Below are 21,224 nucleotides of genomic sequence, written 5' to 3'. Positions count from 1 at the left end.
ACTGGACCCGGCAACGAGGACTATTGTCGCATGAGTCGATAATCATGGGTTCGCCGCGCCCGGATCACTGTCCGGACGACCGTGCTTTTACGCAAATCCCCAAGCTACCCGAGGTAATCATTCACAGATGGCTCAATACGTCTATTCGATGAACCGCGTCAGCAAGACCGTGCCGCCCAAGCGGCAGCTCTTGAAGGACATTTCGCTCTCTTTCTTCCCCGGCGCCAAGATTGGCGTGCTCGGCCTGAACGGCTCGGGCAAGTCCACGCTGCTCAAGATCATGGCGGGTGTGGACAAGGAATTCGAGGGCGAGGCCCTGCCCATGCCGGGCATGACGATCGGTTATCTGGAGCAGGAACCCAAGCTCAACAACGAGCACACGGTGCGCGAATCGGTTGAAGAATCGATGGGTGCGGTGTTCGCGGCCAAGGCGCGCCTCGAAGAGGTGTACATCGCCTACGGTGCCGAAGACGCCGACTTCGACGCGCTGGCGGCCGAGCAGGCCCAGCTCGAAGCCGTCATCGCCACCGCCGGCACCGATTCCGAGCACCAGCTGGAAATCGCCGCCGACGCGCTGCGCCTGCCGCCGTGGGACGCCAAGATCGGCCTGCTGTCGGGTGGTGAAAAGCGTCGCGTGGCGCTGTGCCGCCTGCTGCTGTCCAAGCCCGACATGCTGCTGCTCGACGAGCCGACCAACCACTTGGACGCCGAATCGGTCGAGTGGCTCGAAGTGTTCCTGCAGCGCTTCACGGGCACCGTGGTGGCCATCACCCACGATCGCTACTTCCTGGACAACGCCGCCGAGTGGATCCTGGAAATGGACCGCGGTCGCGGCATTCCATGGAAGGGCAACTACAGCACCTGGCTCGAGCAGAAGGGCGAACGCCTGGCGCAGGAGCAGAAGAGCGAAGAAGCCCACGCCAAGGCCCTGAAGAAGGAACTCGAGTGGTCGCGCCAGAACCCGAAGGCACGCCAGGCCAAGAGCAAGTCGCGCCTGGCCCGCTTCGAAGAGCTGAGCGACATGGAATACCAGAAGCGCAACGAAACGCAGGAAATCTTCATTCCTGTGGCCGAGCGGCTGGGCCAGCAGGTGTTCGAGTTCCACGGCGTCAGCAAGTCCTTCGGCGACCGCATGCTGATCGACAACCTGAGCTTCACCGTGCCGCCGGGCGCCATCGTCGGCATCATCGGCCCGAACGGCGCCGGCAAGTCGACGCTGTTCAAGCTGCTCGCGGGCAAGGAACTGCCCGACAGCGGCGAAGTCGTCATCGGTTCGACCGTGCGTGCAGCCTTCGTCGACCAGCACCGTGACGAGCTCGCCAACCAGAAGACCGTGTGGGAAGACATCTCGAACGGCCTGGACATCATCAACGTCGGCAAGTTCCAGATGGCCAGCCGCGCGTACGCGGGCCGCTTCAACTTCAACGGCGCCGACCAGCAGAAGAAGGTCGGCACGCTGTCGGGCGGTGAACGCGGCCGGCTGCACCTGGCCAAGACGCTGATCGCGGGCGGCAACGTGCTGATGCTGGACGAACCGTCGAACGACCTGGACGTGGAAACCCTGCGCGCGCTGGAAGACGCGCTGCTCGAGTTCGCCGGCACCGTGATGGTCATCAGCCACGATCGCTGGTTCCTCGACCGCATCGCCACGCACATCCTCGCGGCCGAAGGCGACAGCCAATGGACCTTCTTCGACGGCAACTACCAGGAGTACGAAGCCGACAAGAAGAAGCGCCTCGGCGAAGAAGGCGCCAAGCCGAAGCGCATGCGCTACAAGGCCCTCAAGTAAGCCTGCACCGGTTCTTCCGGGACGCGAAAAGCGCGCCGCCCCTTCGAGGGCGGCGCGCTTTTTTCATGGGACGGGCAAACCGGCTGTTCAACGCGGCCGCACCAGCCGGAAGGCCGCATTCGCTCCCCACGTGGCGACCAGCAGGTGCCCGTCGGGTGTCCGGGCGAGTCCGACCGGGCTCGACAGCCCGTCCGCCACCACGACGCGGCCGCCTTCGCGGTCGATGCGGCTGACCGTCGTACCGCCGTAGTCGACCACATAGACGGCCGCGGCTTCCCGGTCCGGGACGATGCCGGGGCCCGGGCTGCGCAGCCCGTCGTGGATGCTGCGCGCGCGTCCGTCGGGTCCGACCCGCGAGATGCCGCCCGCGATGTTGCTGACCATCAACTCGCCGCCCGGCAGCTCGACCGCACCGACCGGTGTCTGCAGACCCTCCGCAGCGACTTCGATCCTGCCGTCGGGATGCGCCGCGAGAATCTCGTGGGTTCGGCGGTTGGCGATCAGCAGCCGTCCCTTGCGGTCGAAGCTCAGGCCCGCCGGCGTGGCCAGGCCGCGCACGAACACGCTCTGTTTGCCGCCGGGCGTGAAACGCCACACCAGGTCCTCGCTGTACGACGCGACGAAGATGTCGCCGGAAGCGCCGATCGCCAGTCCGCTCGGGCCGCTCAAGCCCGATGCGAACACGGAGCGGGTGCCGTCAGGCGCGAAGCGCAGAACGGTCCCGGCCGACCAGTTGGCGACATAGAGATGATCGGCTGCGTCGTAGGCCATGCCGACCGGCGAGGAGAGGCCGTCATGCACGGGGCGTGGCTCCAAGGTCCAGGTCGGCACGGCGGGCGTTGACGCCCCGGCGGGCGCATGCACCGCCGTCGCCAGCAGCGCGAGGCCGAGCAGCGGAAGTCGGATACGAAAGCTGCGGTGCTTCATGCGGGCTCTCCTTGCGGCGCGTTGGCTGCAAACACCTCGCGCGCTGCGGTCAGGCCATTGAGCGCCGCCGGAAAGCCCGCGTACACGGCCATCTGCATGATGGTCTCGACGACTTCGGTGCGCGTGACGCCGACGTTGAGCGCGCCCTGGATGTGCACCTTGAGTTGCGGCGCCGCGTTGCCCATGGCCGTGAGCGCAGCCACCACCGCGATCTCGCGCGAGTGCAGGTCGAGGCCGGGGCGCGAGTAGATGTCGCCGAAGGGAAATTCGATCAGCAGGCGGGCGAAGTCGGGCGCGATGTCGGCCAGGCTCTCGACCACCTTGACGCCGCCTTCACCGTCGATTTCCTGGAGCCTGGCCAGCCCGCGCACGTAGCGCTGGCTGTCGTTGCTGCTGCTCTGGTTTGCTTGTGTGTTCGTCATCGCTCGTCTTTCTCTTCGGGGCAGTGCCCGACAACGAGGGACGCTTCGTCTTGACCTTGCCTTCGATCGCACGGTAGTGATCGATCTTGAGCGAAAGCGCCTGCATCGATTGCTGCAGTGCCTGCACCCGGGCCTGAACCTCGGCGAGGTGCGCTTCGAGCATCTCGCGCCGTTCGCTCACGCTGGCGTCCCCCTGGCTACGAAGCCTGGCAAAGGCCTGCATGCCTTGAATGGGCATGCCGGTCTCGCGCAGGCGCAACAGGAAAGCCAGCCAGTCCATGTCGGCGCTCGCATAGCGCCGCTGACCGCCCGGTGCACGCGACACCGCGGCAATCAGCCCGATGCGTTCGTAGTACCGTAGCGTGTAGGCCGTGAGGCCGGTGCGCCGGGCGACTTCCGCAATGGTCAGACTGGTTTCCATGGCGTTGATTCTCGAAATTAGAGCGCGCTCCAAGTCAAGCGCTTTGTCGAACTATGTGTGTGAAGGGTGCAGGTCCGCATCGAGCCAGCCGCGCAGGCTGTTCACGAAGGCCAGGGCTTGCACACGGGGCAGATCGTTCACCCGCACGACGGCTTCGGCAAGCTGCCCTTCGCGGATGCGGCGGGCCCGGCCCACGCCGTCCAGCAGCCCGCAATGCAGCGGCGGCGTGACCCAGCGGCCCTCCAAGTGCAGCGCGATGTTGCCGCGCGTGCATTCGGTGATCTCGCCCTCGCGGTTCCACAGCAGCGTGTCGAACACGCCCGGCGCGGTCGGTGCGAAGGCTTCGTAGTGCGCGCGGCGCGTGGTCTTGAAGCGCGAGAACTCGCTGTCGGCCTCGTCGAAGGCGCGCGGGGCCAGCTGCAGGCGCACGCGCGGCGGTGGGGCGTCCATGGCGAAGGCCTCGGCGCGCGGTTGGCCTTGCGCGTCGAGCAGCAAGCGCACGCGCCATGTGCCTGCGGCATGCGCGGCGCGCAGCTGGTCCAGGCAGGCCGTCACATTTGCTTCGTGCCACGGATAGCCGAAGTGCGCAGCCGCGTTGCGCATGCGCGCCAGGTGCGCGGCCGCATCGCGCAGTGCGCCATCGGCCAGCGCCAGGGTTTCGAGCAGCTCGAAGGAGGTCATGGTTGCGAAGATACCGCCGCGCCGAGAAAGGCACGCTTGTGCCGCCACTCGTCCCATTCCGCATCCGCCTGCGCATCGGCCGTGATGCCGCTGCCGATGCCGCAGCGCGCGGCGTTGCCGTGCAGCGTGACGGTGCGGATCGGCACGTTGAAGGTCGCGTGCCCGCCGGGCCGCACCACGCCCACGGCGCCGCAGTACACGCCGCGTGCCTCGGGCTCCAGTGCGCGGATCATGTGCATGGCGCTCACCTTCGGCGCGCCCGTGATGGAGCCGCAGGGGAACAGCGCCGCGAACAGGTCGGCCAGCGTCGTGCCCTCGCGCAGCCGGGCCTCCACGTCGGAGGTCATCTGCCACACGGTGGGCAGCGCCTCGGTGTGGAAGAGGCGCGGCACGCGCACCGAGAAGGGCTGGGCCACGCGCGAGAGGTCGTTGCGGATCAGGTCCACGATCATCACGTTCTCGGCGCGCTCCTTGGGCACGGTGCGCAGCCGCAGCGCGTGAGCGGCGTCCTCGGCGGGCGTGGCGCCGCGCGGCGCGGTGCCCTTCATGGGGCGCACGAGGATGCGGTCGCCGTCGCGGTCGAAGAACAGCTCGGGCGACACCGACAGCACCTGCTCGTCGCCGGTGTCGATGAAGGCGCCGTAGCCGTTGGGCTGCGCCTGGCGCAGCGCGTGGAACCAGGCCTGCGCGTCGCCGTCGAAGGCCGCGCGCAGCGGCGCGGTGTAGTTGAGCTGGTACAGCACACCGTCGGCGATGGCGCGGTGGATCGCGGCCATGTTACGGTCGAAGGCTTCGCGCGAGAGGTCGGCCGTCCACGCGACGGGCGCCACGGCGGGCACCGGCGCGTCCGGCCATGGCAACACCTCGTCATGCACGCCGAACCAGGCCAGCGGCCCGTCGGCTGTATGCACGTCGAACGCCGGGTCGAAGGCCGCGGCGGCCTCGTAACGCAGGTGGCCAACGCACCAGCGGCCTTCGCGGGCCAGCGCCTCGACGGCCTCCAGCACGGGGCGCACCTCGTGCGGCGCATGGGCCACCAGCACGCGCACCGGCGCACCGAAGGCGGCGCGCAGCCGGGTCGCCCCGTCGGTGCGCGGGTCGGCGAAATCGATCAGCGTGGACAGCAAGCGCGCGCCCGGACCCTTGTCAGTCGGCGGCACGGGCCGGCGGCGCAACCGGTGGTGCAGTCGCCACGCTCGCAGAGCCCGCGAGCGCACGCTTGCGCACCGCGTAGATGTTGTTGCGCAGCGCGTAGAGCTCGTCGGCATACGACAGCGGCACCGCCACCTTGTTGACCACGCGGTCGAGGGCGTCGAGTTCTTCCAGCAGCTTGTCGCGCTCGGCCTGGCTCTGGCCGGCGTCCACCTTGGCCTCGATGTCGCGCAGCCGTGCGTACCAGCGGAACACGCGGCGGCGCACGCGGAACTGGTACAGCGGCGGGATCACGCGGCTCAGCGGCAGCATCAGCACCAGCATGCCGCCCAGCACCAGCCACATGCGCTCGACCAGGTTGCTGGCCCAGAACGGCAGGTAGCGCTGCCAGAACGGCGGCGTGCCGTTGATGGCACGGTCGCCCTCGGGGCTCACGGGCAGTTCGCTGGTGCGGGTGTTGGGGAAGTCGCGCGCGCGGTTGAACCAGCCGGCGTCGCTGTGCACGGTCTGCGCGGCCTGTGCGAACAGCTGGCGCAGGGCCGGGTGGGTTTCGTCGCGCGACAGCAGCGAGGTGGTGGCGGCCAGCAGCGACACGTCGTGCAGCGGCAGGTCCTTCGACAGATCGACCACGCCGCGCGGCAGCGTCACGGCGGAGAGGAACGGAAAGCGCCGCGTGTAGGCCTCGGCCTGGCCGAAGTCCATGAGCTGGATGTCGTTGGCGCGCAGCAGGCGCTGCACTTGCGGCGACTGCGGCGCCGAGAACAGAACGATGGCATCGAGCAGCCCGGCCTGCAGCGCCTCGGCGGCGGCGGCCTGCTCGAGGTTCGACAGCAGCAGGTCGTCGGGCCCGAGCCGATTGGCCTTGAGCAGCCGCTCCATGATCTCGGGCAGACCGCTGCCGGGGAGGTCGACGTTCACGCGCAGGCCGCGCAGCTGCGTGAGCGAGGTCAGCGTGCCGGTCTTGCGGTCGATCTTCTGCGCGACGTCGGCGCGGTAGAAGAGCCAGATCGGCTCGTAGAACAGCGCGCCCAGCGAACGCAGGCCGGCCTCTTCGTCGGCCACCGGGTCGGCGCTGCCGCCGCGCACGAAGGCCACGTCGGCGCCGCCGCTGCGCAGCAGCTGCAGGTTCTCGGTCGAACCCGAGGTGGGCTTGAGCTCGACGGTGATGCCGCTGTGCTTCAAGGCATCGGCGTAGCGCTTGCCGAACTGCGCATAGGCGCTGCCCGTGGGGCCGGTGGCCAGCGTCACGTGCTTGGGCGGCTGCGGCTGCAGCCACCAGTAGGCCGCAATCAGCAGGCCGATGACGATGAACACGATCGGGCCGGCCGAGGCGATCAGGTCGCGGATCGACAGCAGGATCAGCTTCAGGGTGCGGGGAAACGCCATGGGGTGCCTCGTCGTGCGGTGCGCGCGTCAGTCGCGCGGCGCGGCCAGATCGGCCAGGTCAGCGGCGCAGGGAATGTGCAGCTCGCCCACGGTCACCGCGCGCGCGGCGCGTACCGCACGCACGGTGGCGATGGCGGTGGCTTCGGCGGCCATGGTGCTCAGCACGGTCATGCCGGGCGCATCGCCTTCGAGCGGCACGCGGCCGGTGGCCAGTGCGAACAGCGTGTCGCCGTCGCTCATGGTGTGCACCGGGTTGATGGCGCGCGCCAGGCCGTCGTGCGCCACCATGGCGAGCCGGTTGGCCTGCACCTTGGTCAGCACGGCGTCGGTGGCGATCACGCCGATGGTGGTGTTGGTGCCCGCCAGCAGCGGCTTGGGCAGCTCGCCGCGCAGCAGTGCGCGGCGCGTGTCGAGCAGGGCGCTGCCGTCTTCGGTGCGCGCGCCTGCCACGGGCAGCGCGGTGTCGGGGTCGATCACGTCGCCCAGCGAATTGACCGCAATGAGCGCGCCCACGGTCACGCCGCCGACGGTGACCGACGCGGTGCCGATGCCGCCCTTCATCGCGCGGTGCACGCCGAACAGCTTGCCCACCAGCGCGCCGGTGCCCGCGCCCACGTTGCCTTCGGCGGGCGCATCGGTCGAGGCGGCCTCGCAGGCGGCGTAGCCCGCAGCCGCGTTGGGGCGGATGCGTGCGTCGCCCATCGGCAGGTCGAACAGCACGGCGGCGGGCACGATGGGCAGGGTGCCGAAGCGCACGTCCATGCCGACGCCGCGCTCTTCGAGCCAGCGCATCGCGCCCTCGGCGGCGGCCAGGCCCCAGGCGCTGCCGCCCGCGAGCATCACGGCGTGCACTTCCTGCACGAGGTTGCCGGGTGAGAGCAGGTCGGTCTCGCGCGTGCCGGGTGCGGCGCCGCGCACATCGACACCGGCCACGGCGCCGTCGCGCGCGAGGATCACGGTGCAGCCGGTGGGGCGGCGGGTGTCAGAAAAATGGCCGACTTCGATGCCGGCGACGTCGGTGATGGCACCGGCGTCAGAGAGGGACGAGGAGGGGGAAGAAGACGCAGCGGACATGGCGGCCGATTATGGGACCGCGCCCCGGCGCCTTGGGCGCCGACGGTTGCAAGACGTTTCATCGCGGGCACGGGAGCGCCCGCGATGCCGCGCTCATTTCGCCACAGTCTCGAGCGACATCACGGTGATCGCGCCGTCGACCTTGTCGACCGTGAAGCGCACCTTGTCGCCGGCCTTCACCTTGGCGAGCAGCGCCGGGTCGCTCACGCGGAACACCATCGTCATGCCGGTCATCTCGAGGTTCGGGATGTCGCCGTGGCGCAGGGTGATCTTCTTCGCGTCGATATCGACCTTGCGGACTTCGCCGTCGACTTGGGGCAGCGTGGCCTGCGCGAACGCCGCGGCGGCGAGCACGAGGGTGGAGAGGGCGGTGATGATCTTCTTCATCATGGTCGGTGTTCCTTTCGGGTGGCAAGGGGTTGCGCGGGGTTGCAAAGAGGGGGCCAAAGCTCAGCGGTAGCTCTGGAAGACGCGCGTGCTGCCGTCGGCCAGCACCAGCAGCACGTCGTAGGCGTCGCGCTGGTCGCCGTAGGCGGGGCCGTCCATGCCGGGCGAGCCGATGGGCATGCCGGGCACGGCGAGGCCGACGGCCTTGGGCTTTTCCTTCAGCAGGCGATGCATTTCGCGCGCGGGCACGTGGCCCTCGATGGCGTAGCCGCCGACGCGGCCGGTGTGGCACGACCCCAGCTTGGCCGGAATGCCGAGCCGCTCGCGCGCGGGGCCGTTGCCCTCGTCGTGCACGCGCGTGGCAAAGCCGTTCTTGTTGAGGTGCTTGACCCAGTCCTGGCAGCAGCCGCAGTTCGGGTCTTTCCAGATCTCGACCATCGGTGCGGCGGCCTGCGCGGCGAGCGGCAGGGACGCGGTGGCGGCGGCGAGTTTCAGAAGGGTGCGTCGTTGCATGGTCAGGTTCCTTTCATGCGATTCATCGGATTCATTGGATTCATTTGGAAGGGGCGGCAGCGGCGAGCACGCGCACGCGGCCGGCCATGCCGAGTTCGTAGTGGTCCTTCACGAGGCAGGCGAAGTCGAAGTCGCCGGCGCGGTTGAAGGTCCAGATCAGTTCGCCGGTCTTGCCCGGTTGCACATGCGCCATCCAGGGTTCGTCGTGCTCCATGCCGGGGTGCTTCTTCATCATGGCGGCGTGGTCCTCGATGACGGCGGCGGTGCCGAGCACGAGCTCGTGCAGGTCCTTGCCGCGGTTCTTCAGCCGCAGGCGGATCGTGTCGCCCTCGCGCACTTCGAGGACCGAAGGCGTGAACGTCATGTCGTCGGCCATCGCGATGTCGATGGTGCGCTTCACGGCGCTGGCCTTGCCGGCGATGCCCCAGGCTTTCTGCTCGGGCGCGAGCGTGGGTGCGGCAGCGGTGCGGGCTTTGGGCGCGTGGCTTTCATGGGCCGTGGCGAAGGTGCTGACGGCTGCGAGTGCGAGGCCGGCGACGAGGGTGGAGAAACGGGTGTTCATGGTTTGAATCTCTGAAAAATGGGTTGAATGCGATCAGTGGTTGTGGGCACCATGGCCCGAGGGCTTGCGCACGGTGGCGCTGCCGCTGTCGGGGCTGGCCGGTGCCGTGCCCGTCTTGCGCGGCGCCACCGGTGCACCGGTGGCCGACACCTCGCGCGCGACCGTGCCGGCCGGGTGCTTGAACCAGCCCGGGTCGCGGTAGTCGCCCGGCTTCTGGTCGCGCCGCACCTTGAGCAACGTGAACATGCCGCCCATCTCGGCCGAACCGAAGGGGCCGGTGCCGGTCATCATGGGCATCGTGTTCTCGGGAATGGGCATTTCCATCTCGCCCATGTCGGCCATGCCCTTGTCGCCCATCACCATGTAGTCGGGCACGAGCTTCTTGATCTTCTCGGCCACGCCCTTGTGGTCCACGCCGATCATGGTCGGCACGTCATGGCCCATCGGGCCCATCGTGTGGTGCGCCTTGTGGCAGTGCAGCGACCAGTCGCCTTCCTCGTCGGCAATGAACTCCATCTGCCGCATCTGGCCCACCGCCACGTCGACCGACACCTCGGGCCAGCGCGCGGTGCGCGGCACGGGGCCGCCGTCGGTGCCCGTGACCTCGAACTCGTGGCCGTGGATGTGGATCGGGTGGTTGGTCATCGTGAGGTTGCCCACGCGGATGCGCACGCGGTCGCCCTTGCGCACGTTGAGCGTGTCGATGGCCGGGAACACGCGGCTGTTGAAGCTCCAGATGTTGAAGTCGGTCATGGTGTTGACCTTGGGCGTGGCGCTGCCGGGTTCCACGTCGAAGCTGCCGAGCAGGAAGCAGAAGTCGCGCTGCACGGGCTCGATGAGCGGATGGTCCGCCTTCGGGTGCGTGACCCAGAAGCCCATCATTCCCATCGCCATCTGCACCATCTCGTCGGCGTGCGGGTGGTACATGAAGGTGCCGGGGCGGCGCGCCGTGAACTCGTAGACGAAGGTCTTGCCCGGCGGAATGTGCGGCTGCGTGATGCCGCCCACGCCGTCCATGCCGTTGGGCAGGCGCTGGCCGTGCCAGTGCACGGTCGTGTGCTCGGGCAGCTTGTTGGTCACGAAGATGCGCACCTTGTCGCCCTCGACCACCTCGATGGTCGGGCCCGGCGACTGGCCGTTGTAGCCCCACATGTTGACCTTGAAGCCGGGCGCCATCTCGCGTACCACGGGTTCGGCGACGAGGTGGAATTCCTTGACGCCGGCGTTCATGCGCCAGGGCAGCGTCCAGCCGTTGAGCGTGACGACGGGGTTGTAGGGCCGGCCGTTCGGCGGCACGAGTGGTGGCGCGGTGGCGGTCGATGCTTGCGTCACCGGCTCGGGCAGCGCGGCCATGCTCACGCGGCTGACGGTGGTGGCGGCCACGGCCGTGGCTGCGCCTGCGAAGAAGTTGCGACGGTTCATTTCAATGGCCTCCCGTGGCGGGGGCGTCACCGGCCGACGCGGTCTGCGCGGCCGTCATTCCACCGGGCGAGCTGCCCGTGAGCACCAGCTGCAGATCGGTGTCCGCCAGCCAGAAGTCGCGCTGGGCTTCCATGCCGGCGTTCACGGCGAGCATGCTCGCGCGCGTTTCGCCGAGCAGCTCCCACACGCTGGCGAGCATGCCGTTGTAGCGCAGCACCATCTCTTCGTTCACCTGCTTGCGCAGCGGCAGCACCTCGTCGCGGTAGCGGCGCGCCAGGGCGTAGGCGGTGTTCCAGCCCTGCCAGGCTTCGCGCGCTTCGCTCGCGGCGAGCACGCCCACGTCGCGCACGCGCGCGGCCGATTGCAGGTACTGCGCCTCGGCACGGCCGTTGCGCACCTGGCCCCAGTCGAAGATCGGAATCGGCAGCTCGAGCTCGAAGCCGCGCGTGGTCGATTTCGAGCGATCGGCATCGTTCTCGAAGGTGGTGTTGCGCACCACGCCCAACTCCATCGCGTTGATCACGCTTGTGGCGTGCGTCAGGCCGAGTGAGCCGGCCACGGCCGTGTTCTGCGCGTAGGCCGAGCGCACGTCGAGCCGGTCGCGCAGCGCCAGTGCCTGCACGTCGCCGAGCTCGGGCGCGGCCTTCGGCAGCGGCGGCAGGCGGTCGGGCAGCGTGTAGGCGGTGCGCGTGCCGCTCAGGCCCAGCAGGCGCGTGAGCTGTTCGCGGCTGGCGACGGCCGCCTGTTCGGCGCGTGCGAGCTGCGCGGACGCGTCAGCCAGCAGCAGCTGTTCGCGCGTGCGCTGCAGCGCGCTCCAGTTGCCGACCTTGGCCATGCGGTGCGCCAGTTCGGCGCCGGCTTCGGTGGCTTCCTTCGCGTCGCGCAGGTAGCTCACGCTCTGCTGCGCGGCCACCGCGCGCACCCAGGCGCGGCGCGTGTCGGCGGCCAGCAGCAGCACGCTTTGCGCGGCCTGCAGCTTGGCGGCTTCGTGCCGCTGTCCGGCCCAGTGCGCCTGCCACGGCAGCGTGAGCAGGCCCACCACGTTGAAAGTCAGCATGCGCTCGAACTCGCGTTCGCGGCCCTGCGCCAGTCGGCTGAAAGACAGCACCGGGTTCGGCAGGCTCGCGGCCTGCACGCGGTCGGCGTCGCTCAGTTGCAGTGTGGCAAAGGCGTCCTGCACGCGCGGGCTGTTGACGAGCGCGATGCGCACGGCGGCTTCGGCATCGAGCGGCTTGGTCAGCAGCGCGTCGACGCTTTTCTGCGACGCGTCGTCCGGCTTGCGCTGCGCCGCGGCGCCCGCCATGAGCGGGTTGCCGTCGACCAACGCCTGCACGTCGCCAGCGCCGCCGTCGGGCGACAGGCTGGCGCAGCCGGCGAGCACCAGCGCAGCGGCCAGCGCGGCGGCGGTTCTGATGAATGAGATGTGACTTTTTCGCCCGAGGGGCGGGCTATCTGTTCGATAGCGCGGGATGCCGGCATACGGCCGGCGAGCAAGGGAATTCACGAGCGATCTCCATGGGCAATACAGCGAACGCTGCGAGCCGGCAAAGGCTCACTGCGGACGGACTACGGGCAGGAAGATCAGGAAATGGGCGGCTTGAGGCCCAGGACGGGCTCGGCGCTTGCAAAGCGGGCCGCGTGTGCGGCCGGCGGCGCCTGAGGCGCCGCATGCGGGGTGTCGACCAGCGGCATGCCGCCGAGCGCCACCGTGTGGCAGACCTGGCAGGCGACACAGGTGCCGCAGTCCGCGTGGTCGGTGCCATGGGGCTGCTGCGCATCGCCGCTGTTGTCGTGCATCGCCGCCATGTCGTGGCCGGTGTCGGCCTCCATGGTGGCTTCATGGCAATGCGACTCGGCGATGCCTGACGCTGCGGACACCACCGCCTCGGCGGCAGGCAGCGAATGCCGCACCATCTCGACCGCCATGGCGTCGCCGAGCCAGCCGCGGATGGGCAGCAGGGCGATCATGAGGGCGAGCAGCAGGGTGCGCATGGTTGGGCGCGATGATAAACCGGGGTGGGGCCTCAGTGCCTCAAGACACCAGCTGGCCGCGGGCCTTGTCGACCCACACCTGCAGGTTGTCGAGCAGGTCTTTCTGGCTGAACGAGCAGCTTTCCTCGCTGAAGAGCGCGCTCGATTCGAGGCGGTCCAGCAGGTTCAGCAGCACCTCGCCGTAGCGCGGCGGCAGGGCGCCGAGCAGCTCGGTGCTGGCGCGCGCGGCCGTGGAGAGCGTGGTGACCGAGCCGTTGCCGCCTTGCAGCGCGGCGATGCCCGACGCGATGGCGTCGAGTTGCGTTACGGCGCTCATGGTGCCGCCTTCGCCGGCGCCGGCAGCGCCAGTCCCCGCTCGCGCATCAGGTCGCGCAGCACATCGGGGTAGTCGGTGATCAGGCCATCGGCGCCCGCGTCCATGAGCCGCACCATGTCGGCGCGCTGGTTCACGGTCCAGGGCACGACCTTCATGCCGAGCTTCTGCGCTTCGCGGATCGCGGGGGCGCCCAGGTCGGCATGCGCCGGCGACCAGATCACCGGCCCGGCCGATGCCCCGGCCGCGGCCTTCACGAGCTGCGGCACCGAGGCGAAGCTCGTGGCGTCGAGCCCAGCGGTCCAGCGGCTGTCTTTCAGCGTGCGGGCGGTCGTGAGGTAGGCGCGCGACAGCTGCGGCGCGAGCTGGCCGACCAGCGCGAGCGTGCGCCAGTCGAAGCTCTGGATGGTCACGCGGTCGGCCATCTTCGCCTTGTCGATCTCGGCCAGCAGCGCGCGCACCATGGGCTCGGGCGCGGCCGTCTCGTCGGGCTTCGTGGGGTCGATCTTGGTCTCGATGTTGAAGTGCACCCGCGCGGCATCGGCGCCGCGCGACTGCACCTGCGCGAACAGCGCGGCCAGCGTGGGAATGCGCTCGCCGTCGCGCGGCTGCTGCAGCGCGAACTGCTTGCCGTAGTTGCTCGCGGGGTTCAGGCGGCCCACGTCGTAGGTCTGCAGTTGCGCCAGCGTGAGCGAACGCACGGAAGGGGCAGGTTGGGCCGTGAGCCAGGCGCCGCGCGCGTCGCGTGTGTGGTCGGCGTTGAGCGCCGTGTCGTGCGACACCACCACCACGCCGTCGGCCGTGAGCCCGATGTCGAGTTCGAGCGTGGTCACGCCCAGGTCCATCGCGTTCGAGAACGCGGCCAGCGTGTTCTCGGGCGCCAGGCCGCGTCCGCCGCGGTGGGCTTGCAGGTCGAAGTGCTGCTTCACCTTGGGGGCGATGGCGGCACAGCCGGCGCCGACGAGCGCAGCGGTGATCAGGAGAAGGACGGCGCGATGTTTCATTTGAGTTGCACCTTGATGCCGTTGTCTTGCACCGTGATGTCACCGACCTCGTAGGTCTTGCGACCGACCGTGAGTTCGTCGGCCGTGAAGCTGCGCAGGATCTGTCCCTGCAGCAGCTCTTGCGCGACCACCGCGCCGACCTTCTGCAGGCGCTCGGCGTCGCGGCCTTCCACGCCCTGCAGTTCGAGCCGCTCGGCCTTCGGCTGGTCCAGCCGCAGCGCGCGCGCCGCCACGTCGTAGCGCAGCGCACTGCTCAGCGACACCACGCCCTGCACCGGCGAGGCCGCCAGCAGCGGGCTGGCGATGGTCAGCGTGGCCGTGATGGCTGCGCGGTTGGTGCGCGCGTCGAGGCCCAGCTGCGGGTCGCGCAGCCCGACCATGAAGATCTCGGCATAGCGCTCGGCCACTGGAAAACGCTTGGCGATCTGCGCCTGCAGCTCCTCGCGCGTGGCGGTGTACTCGTTGGTGAAGAAGTTGAAGCCGGCCAGCGCCGCGAACGGCGCGGGCAGGGCGGCGGCGCCCAGCAGCGCGCGCAGTATCCGACGGCGGAGAAGATGGGGCGGGAAACGGTCTTTCATGAATCTTCCGAGCTTGCCACAGGCGCTTGTGTTCCCGCCAGCGCCGAAGGGGCGCGCCGGCGTGTCGGACGGTCAGCCGTTCACGCGCAATTCGTAGCGCGCAAACGACCCGCCGCGCAGGTCGATGCAGCTGTGCAGCGTGAAGCCGAAGCCCTCGTACAGCGTGCGCAGCGCGGTGCGGTCGGCCACGCAGTCCAGCCGCAGCCAGGGCCGCCCGAGCGCGCGGGCGTGGTCGCGCGCATGGCTCAGCAGCGCGCGCGACACGCCTTGGCCCGCCCACGCGCGGCGCACGGCCAGCTTGTGGACGAACAGCGAGCTGCCGGGCGCGATCTCGGGCCAGAACCACGGGTCTTCCAGGTCGAGCCGCATCACGCCGGCCCAGTCGCCGTTGTCTTTTACGACGACGTAGCGGCCGTCATCGGTGTCGCGCTGGATGCGCTCGAGGCCGGTGTCGGCGGCGCTCCAGAGCGGGCGTCCGCCCTCGGCGAGCCATTGCGCGGCTTCGGTCAGCACGGCCGCAACGGCGGGCGCTTCAGTGGAAAGGGCGGGTTCGATGTGCATCGGCGGGCAGCTTACAGACCCTGGCCGTGGCGGATCACATGGAATCCTTCCTCGGCCGTCGGCGGCACGAAGTGGCGGGTGATCAGGTCGAACTCGGCGTCGGAGGTTTCGAACGGGTGCTCGCCCGCCGCATTGCGCGCACGCAGCCGCGCCTTGCAGACGTCGTCCGGCACATCGAGAAAGTGCAGTTGGTGCGCCGCGCCGGCCTGCTCGAAAAGGCCGCGCGCCCAGGCGCGGTTGCTCACGGTGTTGGCCGGAAAGTCGAGCACCACCGACACGCCCGCGCCGAGCAGTGCGCAGACGTGCTCGCCCATCGCCTGCTTCAGCCGGCCCGAGGCGCGCACGTAGTCGGGCAACGTGTGGATTTCATCGGGGTAGAGCGTCGCGAGCCAGGTGTCTTCGCTGATGCACACGGTGGCGGCCGCCTGCGCGAGGCGCCGGGTCAGCGTGGACTTTCCGGCGCCGATCTTGCCGCAGACCATGTGCAGCACGGGCGAGGGAAGTGTGGGTGGTGTCGGCGTCATTCGATCTCCTGCAGGTTGGGGGAAAGAACCTCAGGAGACGGACAAGAAAAACCCGCCTCCTGGGGCGGGTTGGATGGCGTGGCTTTGAACCGTGCGCTAACCCACCCGCTCTCGCAAGAGCGGGCGAATGATCGATGCGGTGCGAACGCGGGCCATGGGGTGAGGGTAACTCGGCCGGGGGCTTGTCGGGGCACGAAGGTGAACCAGGAACTGCGGTTTGAAATGTGCGGAGCGTCTTTCAGGAAAAAATTGAAAGCATTGATAAACCGGCATCGATATTATTGTTATTTATGTAATTATTTGTATGTATTAAATTCTCAGGCGCTCTCATCGATGTAGCTGTTTTGTTTTAATTTGAATTCCTTATGGCGATCCGGAATCCGATCCATGCTAAAGAACCGGCTCGATGTCCCGGCGCCCCCCGCACGCTGAAACGAGGGGCTCGCCGGGTTCCCCGGCCCGCACTTCTGGAGCACCTCATGAAAGAGTTTCTGATCGCGGTGGACGCCGAAGACCGCCCCCTGCACGCGGTCGATAAGATGAATGCGCATCGCGAGGGCGTCCTGCATCGGGCGTTTTCGATCTTCCTCTTCGACACGCAGGGCCAGGTGCTGCTGCAGCAGCGCGCACTGGGCAAGTACCACTCTCCTGGCCTGTGGAGCAACAGCTGTTGCGGGCATCCGCGCCCCGACGAAGAGACCGGCGCCGCCGCCGTGCGCCGCCTGCACGAAGAGCTGGGCCTGCAGTGTGCATTGCAGCCGGTGGCCGCCTTTCTTTATCGTGAGGCCGTGTCGAAAGAACTGATCGAGCACGAGTACGACCACGTGTTCGTCGGCATCGCGCGCGACCTGCCGCAACCCGACCCCCGCGAGGTGCGCGAGTGGCGATGGCTGGCGTTGCCCGATCTGCACCACGAACTGGCGCGGGCCCCGGCGCACTTCACCATCTGGCTGCACCGGATCGCCGAACGCTTCGGGGCGGAGGGCTTGCAGTCCTGGCGAGCGCATGCCCTGGCGGCGTCGTGACGCCATCGCCTACGGATTTCCGTCGGCGATTCAGTCGCACTTTTTATAATAAAAAAGTTCGATTTCAGAAAATTTCGCTTCAACTACAACTGTTAATGCACTAGATTTCAATGGCGCGAGAAGATGCTTCCTTGCATCTCCAGGTGCCAATTGATTCGGGAATTGAATGTGAAAAAATCTCAATCTTGAATTGATCTGGTTTTGATAATTTTTCCACTCTTGGGAATTCGCAAAATTGGAGTTCCCCGTTGCATGGCCCGCCGCCATTCGATGCGATTGGATGGCTTTGAAAGAAGGCAGACATGAAGCACAAGAGCGAACAGGCCCCCACGACCATCCGCACCCTTGCCACTCCCCCTCCTGGCTGAGGCGGTTGCGGTGCTTCGCATCACCTTCCGGCAGCTGGAGGCCTTTCACTGGGCTGCAACACTGGGCTCCGTCAACGCGGCGGCCCGCCACCTCTTCGTCAGCCAGCCGGCCATCACGGCCCGCGTGAGGGAGCTCGAGGGCATCCTCGGGCACGTTCTGTTCGCCCGCAGCCAGCAGGGCGTGCAACTGACCCCGGCCGGGGGCGAATTGTTCCAGCAGGTGCAGCACCTGCTGGCGGCGGGCGAAGAGGTCGAGAAGCACGGTTCGCAACGCCTGCCGCCGCTGGCCGCAGAGTTGCGGATCAGCATCGACGAATCGCAGCGCCCATAGCCGGCAAGCCGGCAAGCCGGCAAGCCCGCAAGGGCCAAGTCAGTCGTGCAGCGACGACAGAAACTGCTTCAGCTCCGGCGTCTGCGGCGCACCGAACAGTTCCGCCGGTGGGCCCATCTCGTGCACGCGGCCCTGGTGCATGAAGATCACGCGGTCGCTGACCTTGCGCGCAAAGCTCATCTCGTGCGTGACCATCAAGAGCGTCATGCCTTCGTCGGCCAGCGACTCCACCACGCGCAGCACCTCGCCCACCAGTTCGGGGTCGAGCGCCGAGGTGATCTCGTCGCACAGCAGCACGGCCGGTTCCATCGCGAGTGCGCGCGCAATGGCCACGCGCTGTTGCTGGCCGCCCGACAACTGGTCGGGCATTGCATCGAACTTCTCGGCCAGACCCACGCGTTCGAGCAGCTTGCGCGCCTGTGAAGCGGCTTCCATCGATGAGCGCTTTTTCACGAGCGTGGGCGCGAGCATCACGTTCTTGCCGACCGTGAGGTGCGGGAACAGGTTGAAGCCCTGAAAGATCATGCCCACGCGCTGGCGCAGCGTGCGCATGGCCATCGCGCTCTCGTGCAGCAGCGGCTTGCCGTCGACCGTGAGCGCACCTTCCTGGAACACCTCGAGGCCGTTGATGCAACGCAGCAGCGTGCTCTTGCCCGAGCCGCTCTTGCCGATGATGGCGATCACCTCGCCGCGCTTCACGTCGAGGTCGATGCCCTTGAGCACCTCGTTCGTGCCGTAGGACTTGCGCAGCGCCGTGATGCGCACGATGGGCGCGGCGAACGTTGCGGCTTCGGGTTGTGTTTTTTGTTCAAGCACGGCGGCCATGGGTCTTCCTCTCGAGGGTCTTGGCGTACAGGCTCACGGGGAAGCACAGCACGAAGTAAAGCAGGGCGACGCAGCTGAACACCACGAACGGCTGGAAGGTGGCGTTCGAAATCATGCTGCCGGCCTTGGTGAGTTCGACAAAGCCGATCACCGACGCCAGCGCCGTGCCCTTGATCACCTGCACCAGAAAACCGACGGTGGGTGCAATGGCGATCGTCACGGCCTGCGGCAGGATCACGTGGCGCATCTGCTCGCCGAAGCTCAGCGCCAGGCTGCCCGAGGCTTCCCACTGGCCCTTCGGAATCGAGGCCACGCAGCCACGCCAGATCTCGGTGAGAAAGGCGCTCGTGTACAGCGTGAGCGCCACGCTCGCGGCCGTCCACGCCGACACGTCGATGCCGAACAGCGCAATGCCGAAGTAGGCGAGAAACAGCTGCATCAGCAGCGGCGTGCCCTGGAACAGCTGCACGTACAGGCCCACGGCCCGCGCCGCCGCCTTGCCGCCGCGCAGCCGCGCGAACAGCAGCAGCCCGCCCACGATGCCGCCGCCGACGAAGGCGATGAGCGAGAGCACGACCGTCCAGCGCAGCGCCATCAGCAGGTTGCGCAGGATGTCCCACAAAGAAAAGTCGACCATGGTGAAAGTGCCTCGCGGTCAGCGACCGAAGAAGAAACGCGGCCCGGCCCAGTTGAGCAACCGGCGCAGCGCCACGGCCAGCGCGAGGTACAGCAGCGTGGCGACGATGAAGGACTCAAAAGCGCGGAAGTTGCGGCTCTGGATCAGGTTGGCTGCGTAGCTCAGCTCCTCGGTCGAGATCTGTCCGCACACCGCCGAGCCCAGCATCACGATGACGATCTGGCTCACCATCGCGGGCCACACCTTCTTGAGCGCGGGCGGCAGCACCACGCGCAGGAACACCTGCGCCTTGCTGAGCGCCAGGCTCACGGCGGCCTCGATCTGCCCCTTGGGCGTGGCCTCGATGCCGGCGCGGATGATCTCGGTGGAGTACGCGCCGAGGTTCATCACCATCGCGATGATCGATGCCACCTCGGGCGAGAGCTTCACGCCCGCGGCCGGCAGGCCGAAGAAGATGAAGAACAGTTGCACGATGAAGGGCGTGTTGCGGATCAACTCCACGTAGGTGCCGGCGAGCACGCGCAGCCACGTCGGCCCGCCCGACCGCGCCCACGCGCACAGCGTGCCCACGGCGAGGCCGAGCACCGTGCCCACGGCCGTGAGGCCGAGGGTCCATGCCACGCCGCGCAGCAACAGCGGCCACTCGGCGAGCACGGCGCCGAAGTCGAATTCAATGCCCATGGCCGCGTCTTTCGGTCAGACCGGCAGGTCGCCGGCCGCCTTGCCGAGCCACTTCTTGGACATCGCGTCGAGCGTGCCGTCCTTCTTGGCGGCGGCAATGATCTCGTTGACCCGGGTCTTCAATGCGGTTTCGCCCTTCGCGATGCCGATGAAGCAGGGGCTGTCTTTCAGCAGCAGCTTGAACTCGGCGCTCACCTTCGGGTTCTTGGCGAGCATGTCGCCGGCGACCGCCGCGCTGGTGGCGATGGTTTGCGTCTGACCGGCCACGAAGGCCGCGATCGTCGCGTTGTTGTCCTCGAAGCGGCGGTAGTCGACGTTCGACGGCGCCACCTTGTTCAGTTCCTGGTCTTCCATGGCGCCGCGCGTCACGGCGACGGTCTTGCCGGCCATGTCGGCGAAGCTGGTGAGCTTCATGCTCTTGCCCGCATACACGGCCTGGAAGAAGGGTGCGTAGGCCGCGCTGAAATCGATCACCTTCTCGCGCTCGACGTTCTTGCCGAGCGTGGAGATCACGAGGTCGGCCTTGCGCGTCTGCAGGTAGGGAATGCGGTTCGCGCTGGTCACCGGCACCAGCTCGACCTTCACGCCGAGCTTGGTGGCGATGAGCTGCGCCATCTCCACGTCGAGGCCCTGCGGCTGCATGTTGCGATCGACCGAGCCATACGGCGGGTAGTCGGTGGGCACCGCGATCTTGATGGTCTTGGCCTTGAGCACGTTGTCGAGCGCGTTCTGCGCCTGGGCGGCGCCGGTGGCGGCCAGCAGGGCGGCGGAGGCCAGCGCGAGGGCGAGGCGACGGGATGCGGAAGTGGTGAACGTGGTCATAGCAGGGCTCCTAGGTAGGTCGATGAATCGGTGGCGTCGTCGGCAGGCACGGCCTTGCGGCGGCGCTTCGGCGTGGGGGCGGTGGGGGTGTTGTTCAGCGGTGCCAGTGCATCGCGCAGCTGCGCGAGCGGGTCGGTGGGCGCCTGCACGCGCAGCGCCGACTGCACCGTGCCGATGTGTTCGGCCATCAGCGCCTCGGCGGCGGCGTGGTCGCCGCGCTCCAGCGCCGCGACGATCTGCACGTGGTCTTCGCACGACTGCACCGCGTCGTGCGTGCTCTGGTAGAGCATGGCGATCAGCGTGGTGCGCGCGGTGAAGTCGCGCAGCGTGTCGGCCAGCAGCGTGTTGCCCAGGCATTCGGCCAGGCATACATGGAAGTCGCCCAGCAGGAAGCTGCGGTGGCCGACGTCGCTCTCTTTCAGTGCGGCCTTTTCACGCTGAAGGTGCGCTTTCAACTGGCGCAGGGCGGCCTTGTCGAGCCGGCCGGTGCTGCGGATCAGCCCGAGCTCGATCACGCGCCGCGCCTCGAAAGCCTCGCGCGCTTCGTCCTGCGAAGGCTCGATGACGAACCAGCCGCGCCGCGCGCTCACCGTGACGATGCCGCGCGCGGCCAGCCGCGTGAGCGCTTCGCGCACGATGGTGCGGCTGCAGTCGAACAGCATCGCGAGCGGCTGCTCGCCCAGGCGCGCCCCGGGCGCAAGCTTCTGCGCCATCACCGCTTTGACGATGCGTGCACTGATTTCGGATGCGGAGATGGCCATAGGCCTGCATACCAGCAGCTTCTGTGCCAACTGGTATGCAAGCTGTGTGCACCGAAATGGGCCGGC

24 protein-coding genes and 1 pseudogene are annotated in these 21,224 nt (G+C 68.1%); 3 read left to right on the top strand and 22 right to left on the bottom strand.

All coding sequences use genetic code 11. The features are described 5' to 3' along the window. Positions 1-127: 127 nt before the first annotated feature. Entirely contained in the window at positions 128-1,789 is a 1,662-nt protein-coding gene (ettA, locus tag IG196_RS21330) for an energy-dependent translational throttle protein EttA (RefSeq protein WP_101489480.1), read from the top strand. An 87-nt stretch (positions 1,790-1,876) separates the two neighbouring features. Here ettA and IG196_RS21325 read toward each other — a convergent pair whose 3' ends face one another. The 17 genes and pseudogenes from IG196_RS21325 to IG196_RS21240 form a co-directional block, all read right to left on the bottom strand. After that, entirely contained in the window at positions 1,877-2,716 is an 840-nt protein-coding gene (locus IG196_RS21325; protein WP_192192903.1) for a hypothetical protein, read from the bottom strand. Continuing rightward, positions 2,713-3,138, bottom strand: coding sequence for a carboxymuconolactone decarboxylase family protein (locus IG196_RS21320; RefSeq protein WP_192192902.1), 426 nt, complete (start codon positions 3,136-3,138; stop codon positions 2,713-2,715). The genes IG196_RS21325 and IG196_RS21320 overlap by 4 nt, the downstream gene beginning before the upstream one ends. After that, positions 3,050-3,559 carry a MerR family transcriptional regulator gene (locus IG196_RS21315; protein ID WP_192192901.1) on the bottom strand — a complete coding sequence of 170 codons (510 nt, stop codon included), beginning with the start codon at positions 3,557-3,559 and terminating at the stop codon, positions 3,050-3,052. Before IG196_RS21315 ends, IG196_RS21320 begins: the two co-directional genes overlap by 89 nt. 51 nt (positions 3,560-3,610) lie before the next feature. Beyond that, positions 3,611-5,364 (bottom strand): annotated as a pseudogene (gene pabB / locus IG196_RS32105) (aminodeoxychorismate synthase component I). A gap of 22 nt (positions 5,365-5,386) precedes the next feature. Further along, positions 5,387-6,778: a TAXI family TRAP transporter solute-binding subunit gene (locus IG196_RS21300; RefSeq protein ID WP_192192900.1), complete on the bottom strand. Its 1,392-nt coding sequence runs from the start codon at positions 6,776-6,778 to the stop codon at positions 5,387-5,389. Positions 6,779-6,805: 27 nt separating this feature from the next. Continuing rightward, the gene (locus IG196_RS21295) at positions 6,806-7,852 is read right to left on the bottom strand and encodes a P1 family peptidase (protein ID WP_192192899.1); all 1,047 of its coding nucleotides are present in this window, start codon (positions 7,850-7,852) and stop codon (positions 6,806-6,808) included. Between the two features lie 93 nt (positions 7,853-7,945). Beyond that, positions 7,946-8,239, bottom strand: a complete 294-nt coding sequence (locus IG196_RS21290; RefSeq protein ID WP_192197105.1) for a copper-binding protein — start codon at positions 8,237-8,239, stop codon at positions 7,946-7,948. A gap of 63 nt (positions 8,240-8,302) precedes the next feature. Further along, the gene (locus IG196_RS21285; protein ID WP_099791453.1) at positions 8,303-8,752 is read right to left on the bottom strand and encodes a DUF411 domain-containing protein; all 450 of its coding nucleotides are present in this window, start codon (positions 8,750-8,752) and stop codon (positions 8,303-8,305) included. A 40-nt stretch (positions 8,753-8,792) separates the two neighbouring features. After that, positions 8,793-9,314, bottom strand: coding sequence for a plastocyanin/azurin family copper-binding protein (locus IG196_RS21280; protein ID WP_192192898.1), 522 nt, complete (start codon positions 9,312-9,314; stop codon positions 8,793-8,795). A gap of 33 nt (positions 9,315-9,347) precedes the next feature. Then, on the bottom strand, positions 9,348-10,736 hold the full coding sequence (locus tag IG196_RS21275; protein ID WP_192192897.1) for a multicopper oxidase family protein: 1,389 nt from the start codon (positions 10,734-10,736) through the stop codon (positions 9,348-9,350). 1 nt (position 10,737) lies between these two features. After that, the gene (locus tag IG196_RS21270; RefSeq protein ID WP_192192896.1) at positions 10,738-12,240 is read right to left on the bottom strand and encodes a TolC family protein; all 1,503 of its coding nucleotides are present in this window, start codon (positions 12,238-12,240) and stop codon (positions 10,738-10,740) included. Positions 12,241-12,317: 77 nt separating this feature from the next. Continuing rightward, entirely contained in the window at positions 12,318-12,728 is a 411-nt protein-coding gene (locus IG196_RS21265; protein WP_192192895.1) for a hypothetical protein, read from the bottom strand. Between the two features lie 40 nt (positions 12,729-12,768). Continuing rightward, positions 12,769-13,044 (bottom strand): hypothetical protein, encoded by a 276-nt coding sequence (locus IG196_RS21260; protein WP_192192894.1) that lies wholly within the window; start codon positions 13,042-13,044, stop codon positions 12,769-12,771. Continuing rightward, positions 13,041-14,045 carry a glycerophosphodiester phosphodiesterase gene (locus IG196_RS21255; RefSeq protein WP_192192893.1) on the bottom strand — a complete coding sequence of 335 codons (1,005 nt, stop codon included), beginning with the start codon at positions 14,043-14,045 and terminating at the stop codon, positions 13,041-13,043. Before IG196_RS21255 ends, IG196_RS21260 begins: the two co-directional genes overlap by 4 nt. After that, entirely contained in the window at positions 14,042-14,623 is a 582-nt protein-coding gene (locus IG196_RS21250; RefSeq protein WP_192192892.1) for a DUF1439 domain-containing protein, read from the bottom strand. Before IG196_RS21250 ends, IG196_RS21255 begins: the two co-directional genes overlap by 4 nt. Positions 14,624-14,695: 72 nt before the next feature. After that, on the bottom strand, positions 14,696-15,184 hold the full coding sequence (locus tag IG196_RS21245; protein ID WP_192192891.1) for a GNAT family N-acetyltransferase: 489 nt from the start codon (positions 15,182-15,184) through the stop codon (positions 14,696-14,698). Positions 15,185-15,195: 11 nt separating this feature from the next. Beyond that, the gene (locus IG196_RS21240) at positions 15,196-15,708 is read right to left on the bottom strand and encodes an AAA family ATPase (protein WP_192192890.1); all 513 of its coding nucleotides are present in this window, start codon (positions 15,706-15,708) and stop codon (positions 15,196-15,198) included. A gap of 479 nt (positions 15,709-16,187) precedes the next feature. Here IG196_RS21240 and idi point away from each other — a divergent pair, with 479 nt between their 5' ends. Then, positions 16,188-16,733 carry an isopentenyl-diphosphate Delta-isomerase gene (gene idi / locus IG196_RS21235; protein ID WP_192192889.1) on the top strand — a complete coding sequence of 182 codons (546 nt, stop codon included), beginning with the start codon at positions 16,188-16,190 and terminating at the stop codon, positions 16,731-16,733. Positions 16,734-17,111: 378 nt separating this feature from the next. Further along, positions 17,112-17,432: a LysR family transcriptional regulator gene (locus IG196_RS21230; protein ID WP_192192888.1), complete on the top strand. Its 321-nt coding sequence runs from the start codon at positions 17,112-17,114 to the stop codon at positions 17,430-17,432. A 39-nt stretch (positions 17,433-17,471) separates the two neighbouring features. On the opposite strand, the gene IG196_RS21225 is transcribed toward IG196_RS21230, so the two are convergent. The 5 genes from IG196_RS21225 to IG196_RS21205 are packed head-to-tail and all read right to left on the bottom strand — an operon-like array spanning position 17,472 to position 21,158. Then, complete coding sequence (locus IG196_RS21225) at positions 17,472-18,257, bottom strand: amino acid ABC transporter ATP-binding protein (RefSeq protein ID WP_225616757.1); 786 nt, start codon at positions 18,255-18,257, stop codon at positions 17,472-17,474. Next, positions 18,241-18,894: an amino acid ABC transporter permease gene (locus tag IG196_RS21220; RefSeq protein WP_192192887.1), complete on the bottom strand. Its 654-nt coding sequence runs from the start codon at positions 18,892-18,894 to the stop codon at positions 18,241-18,243. The genes IG196_RS21225 and IG196_RS21220 overlap by 17 nt, the downstream gene beginning before the upstream one ends. Positions 18,895-18,912: 18 nt before the next feature. Beyond that, on the bottom strand, positions 18,913-19,575 hold the full coding sequence (locus IG196_RS21215) for an amino acid ABC transporter permease (protein WP_192192886.1): 663 nt from the start codon (positions 19,573-19,575) through the stop codon (positions 18,913-18,915). A gap of 15 nt (positions 19,576-19,590) precedes the next feature. Next, positions 19,591-20,397, bottom strand: a complete 807-nt coding sequence (locus tag IG196_RS21210; protein ID WP_153282839.1) for a transporter substrate-binding domain-containing protein — start codon at positions 20,395-20,397, stop codon at positions 19,591-19,593. Beyond that, entirely contained in the window at positions 20,394-21,158 is a 765-nt protein-coding gene (locus IG196_RS21205; protein WP_192192885.1) for a GntR family transcriptional regulator, read from the bottom strand. The genes IG196_RS21210 and IG196_RS21205 overlap by 4 nt, the downstream gene beginning before the upstream one ends. Between the last annotated feature and the right edge of the window lie 66 nt (positions 21,159-21,224).

It is taken from the genome of Variovorax sp. 38R (genome assembly GCF_014843395.1).
In the GTDB taxonomy this organism is placed as follows: domain Bacteria; phylum Pseudomonadota; class Gammaproteobacteria; order Burkholderiales; family Burkholderiaceae_C; genus Variovorax; species Variovorax paradoxus_H.
The sequence above is the reverse complement of the archived record's forward strand: the minus strand, read 5'-3'. Positions and strand labels throughout refer to the sequence as shown.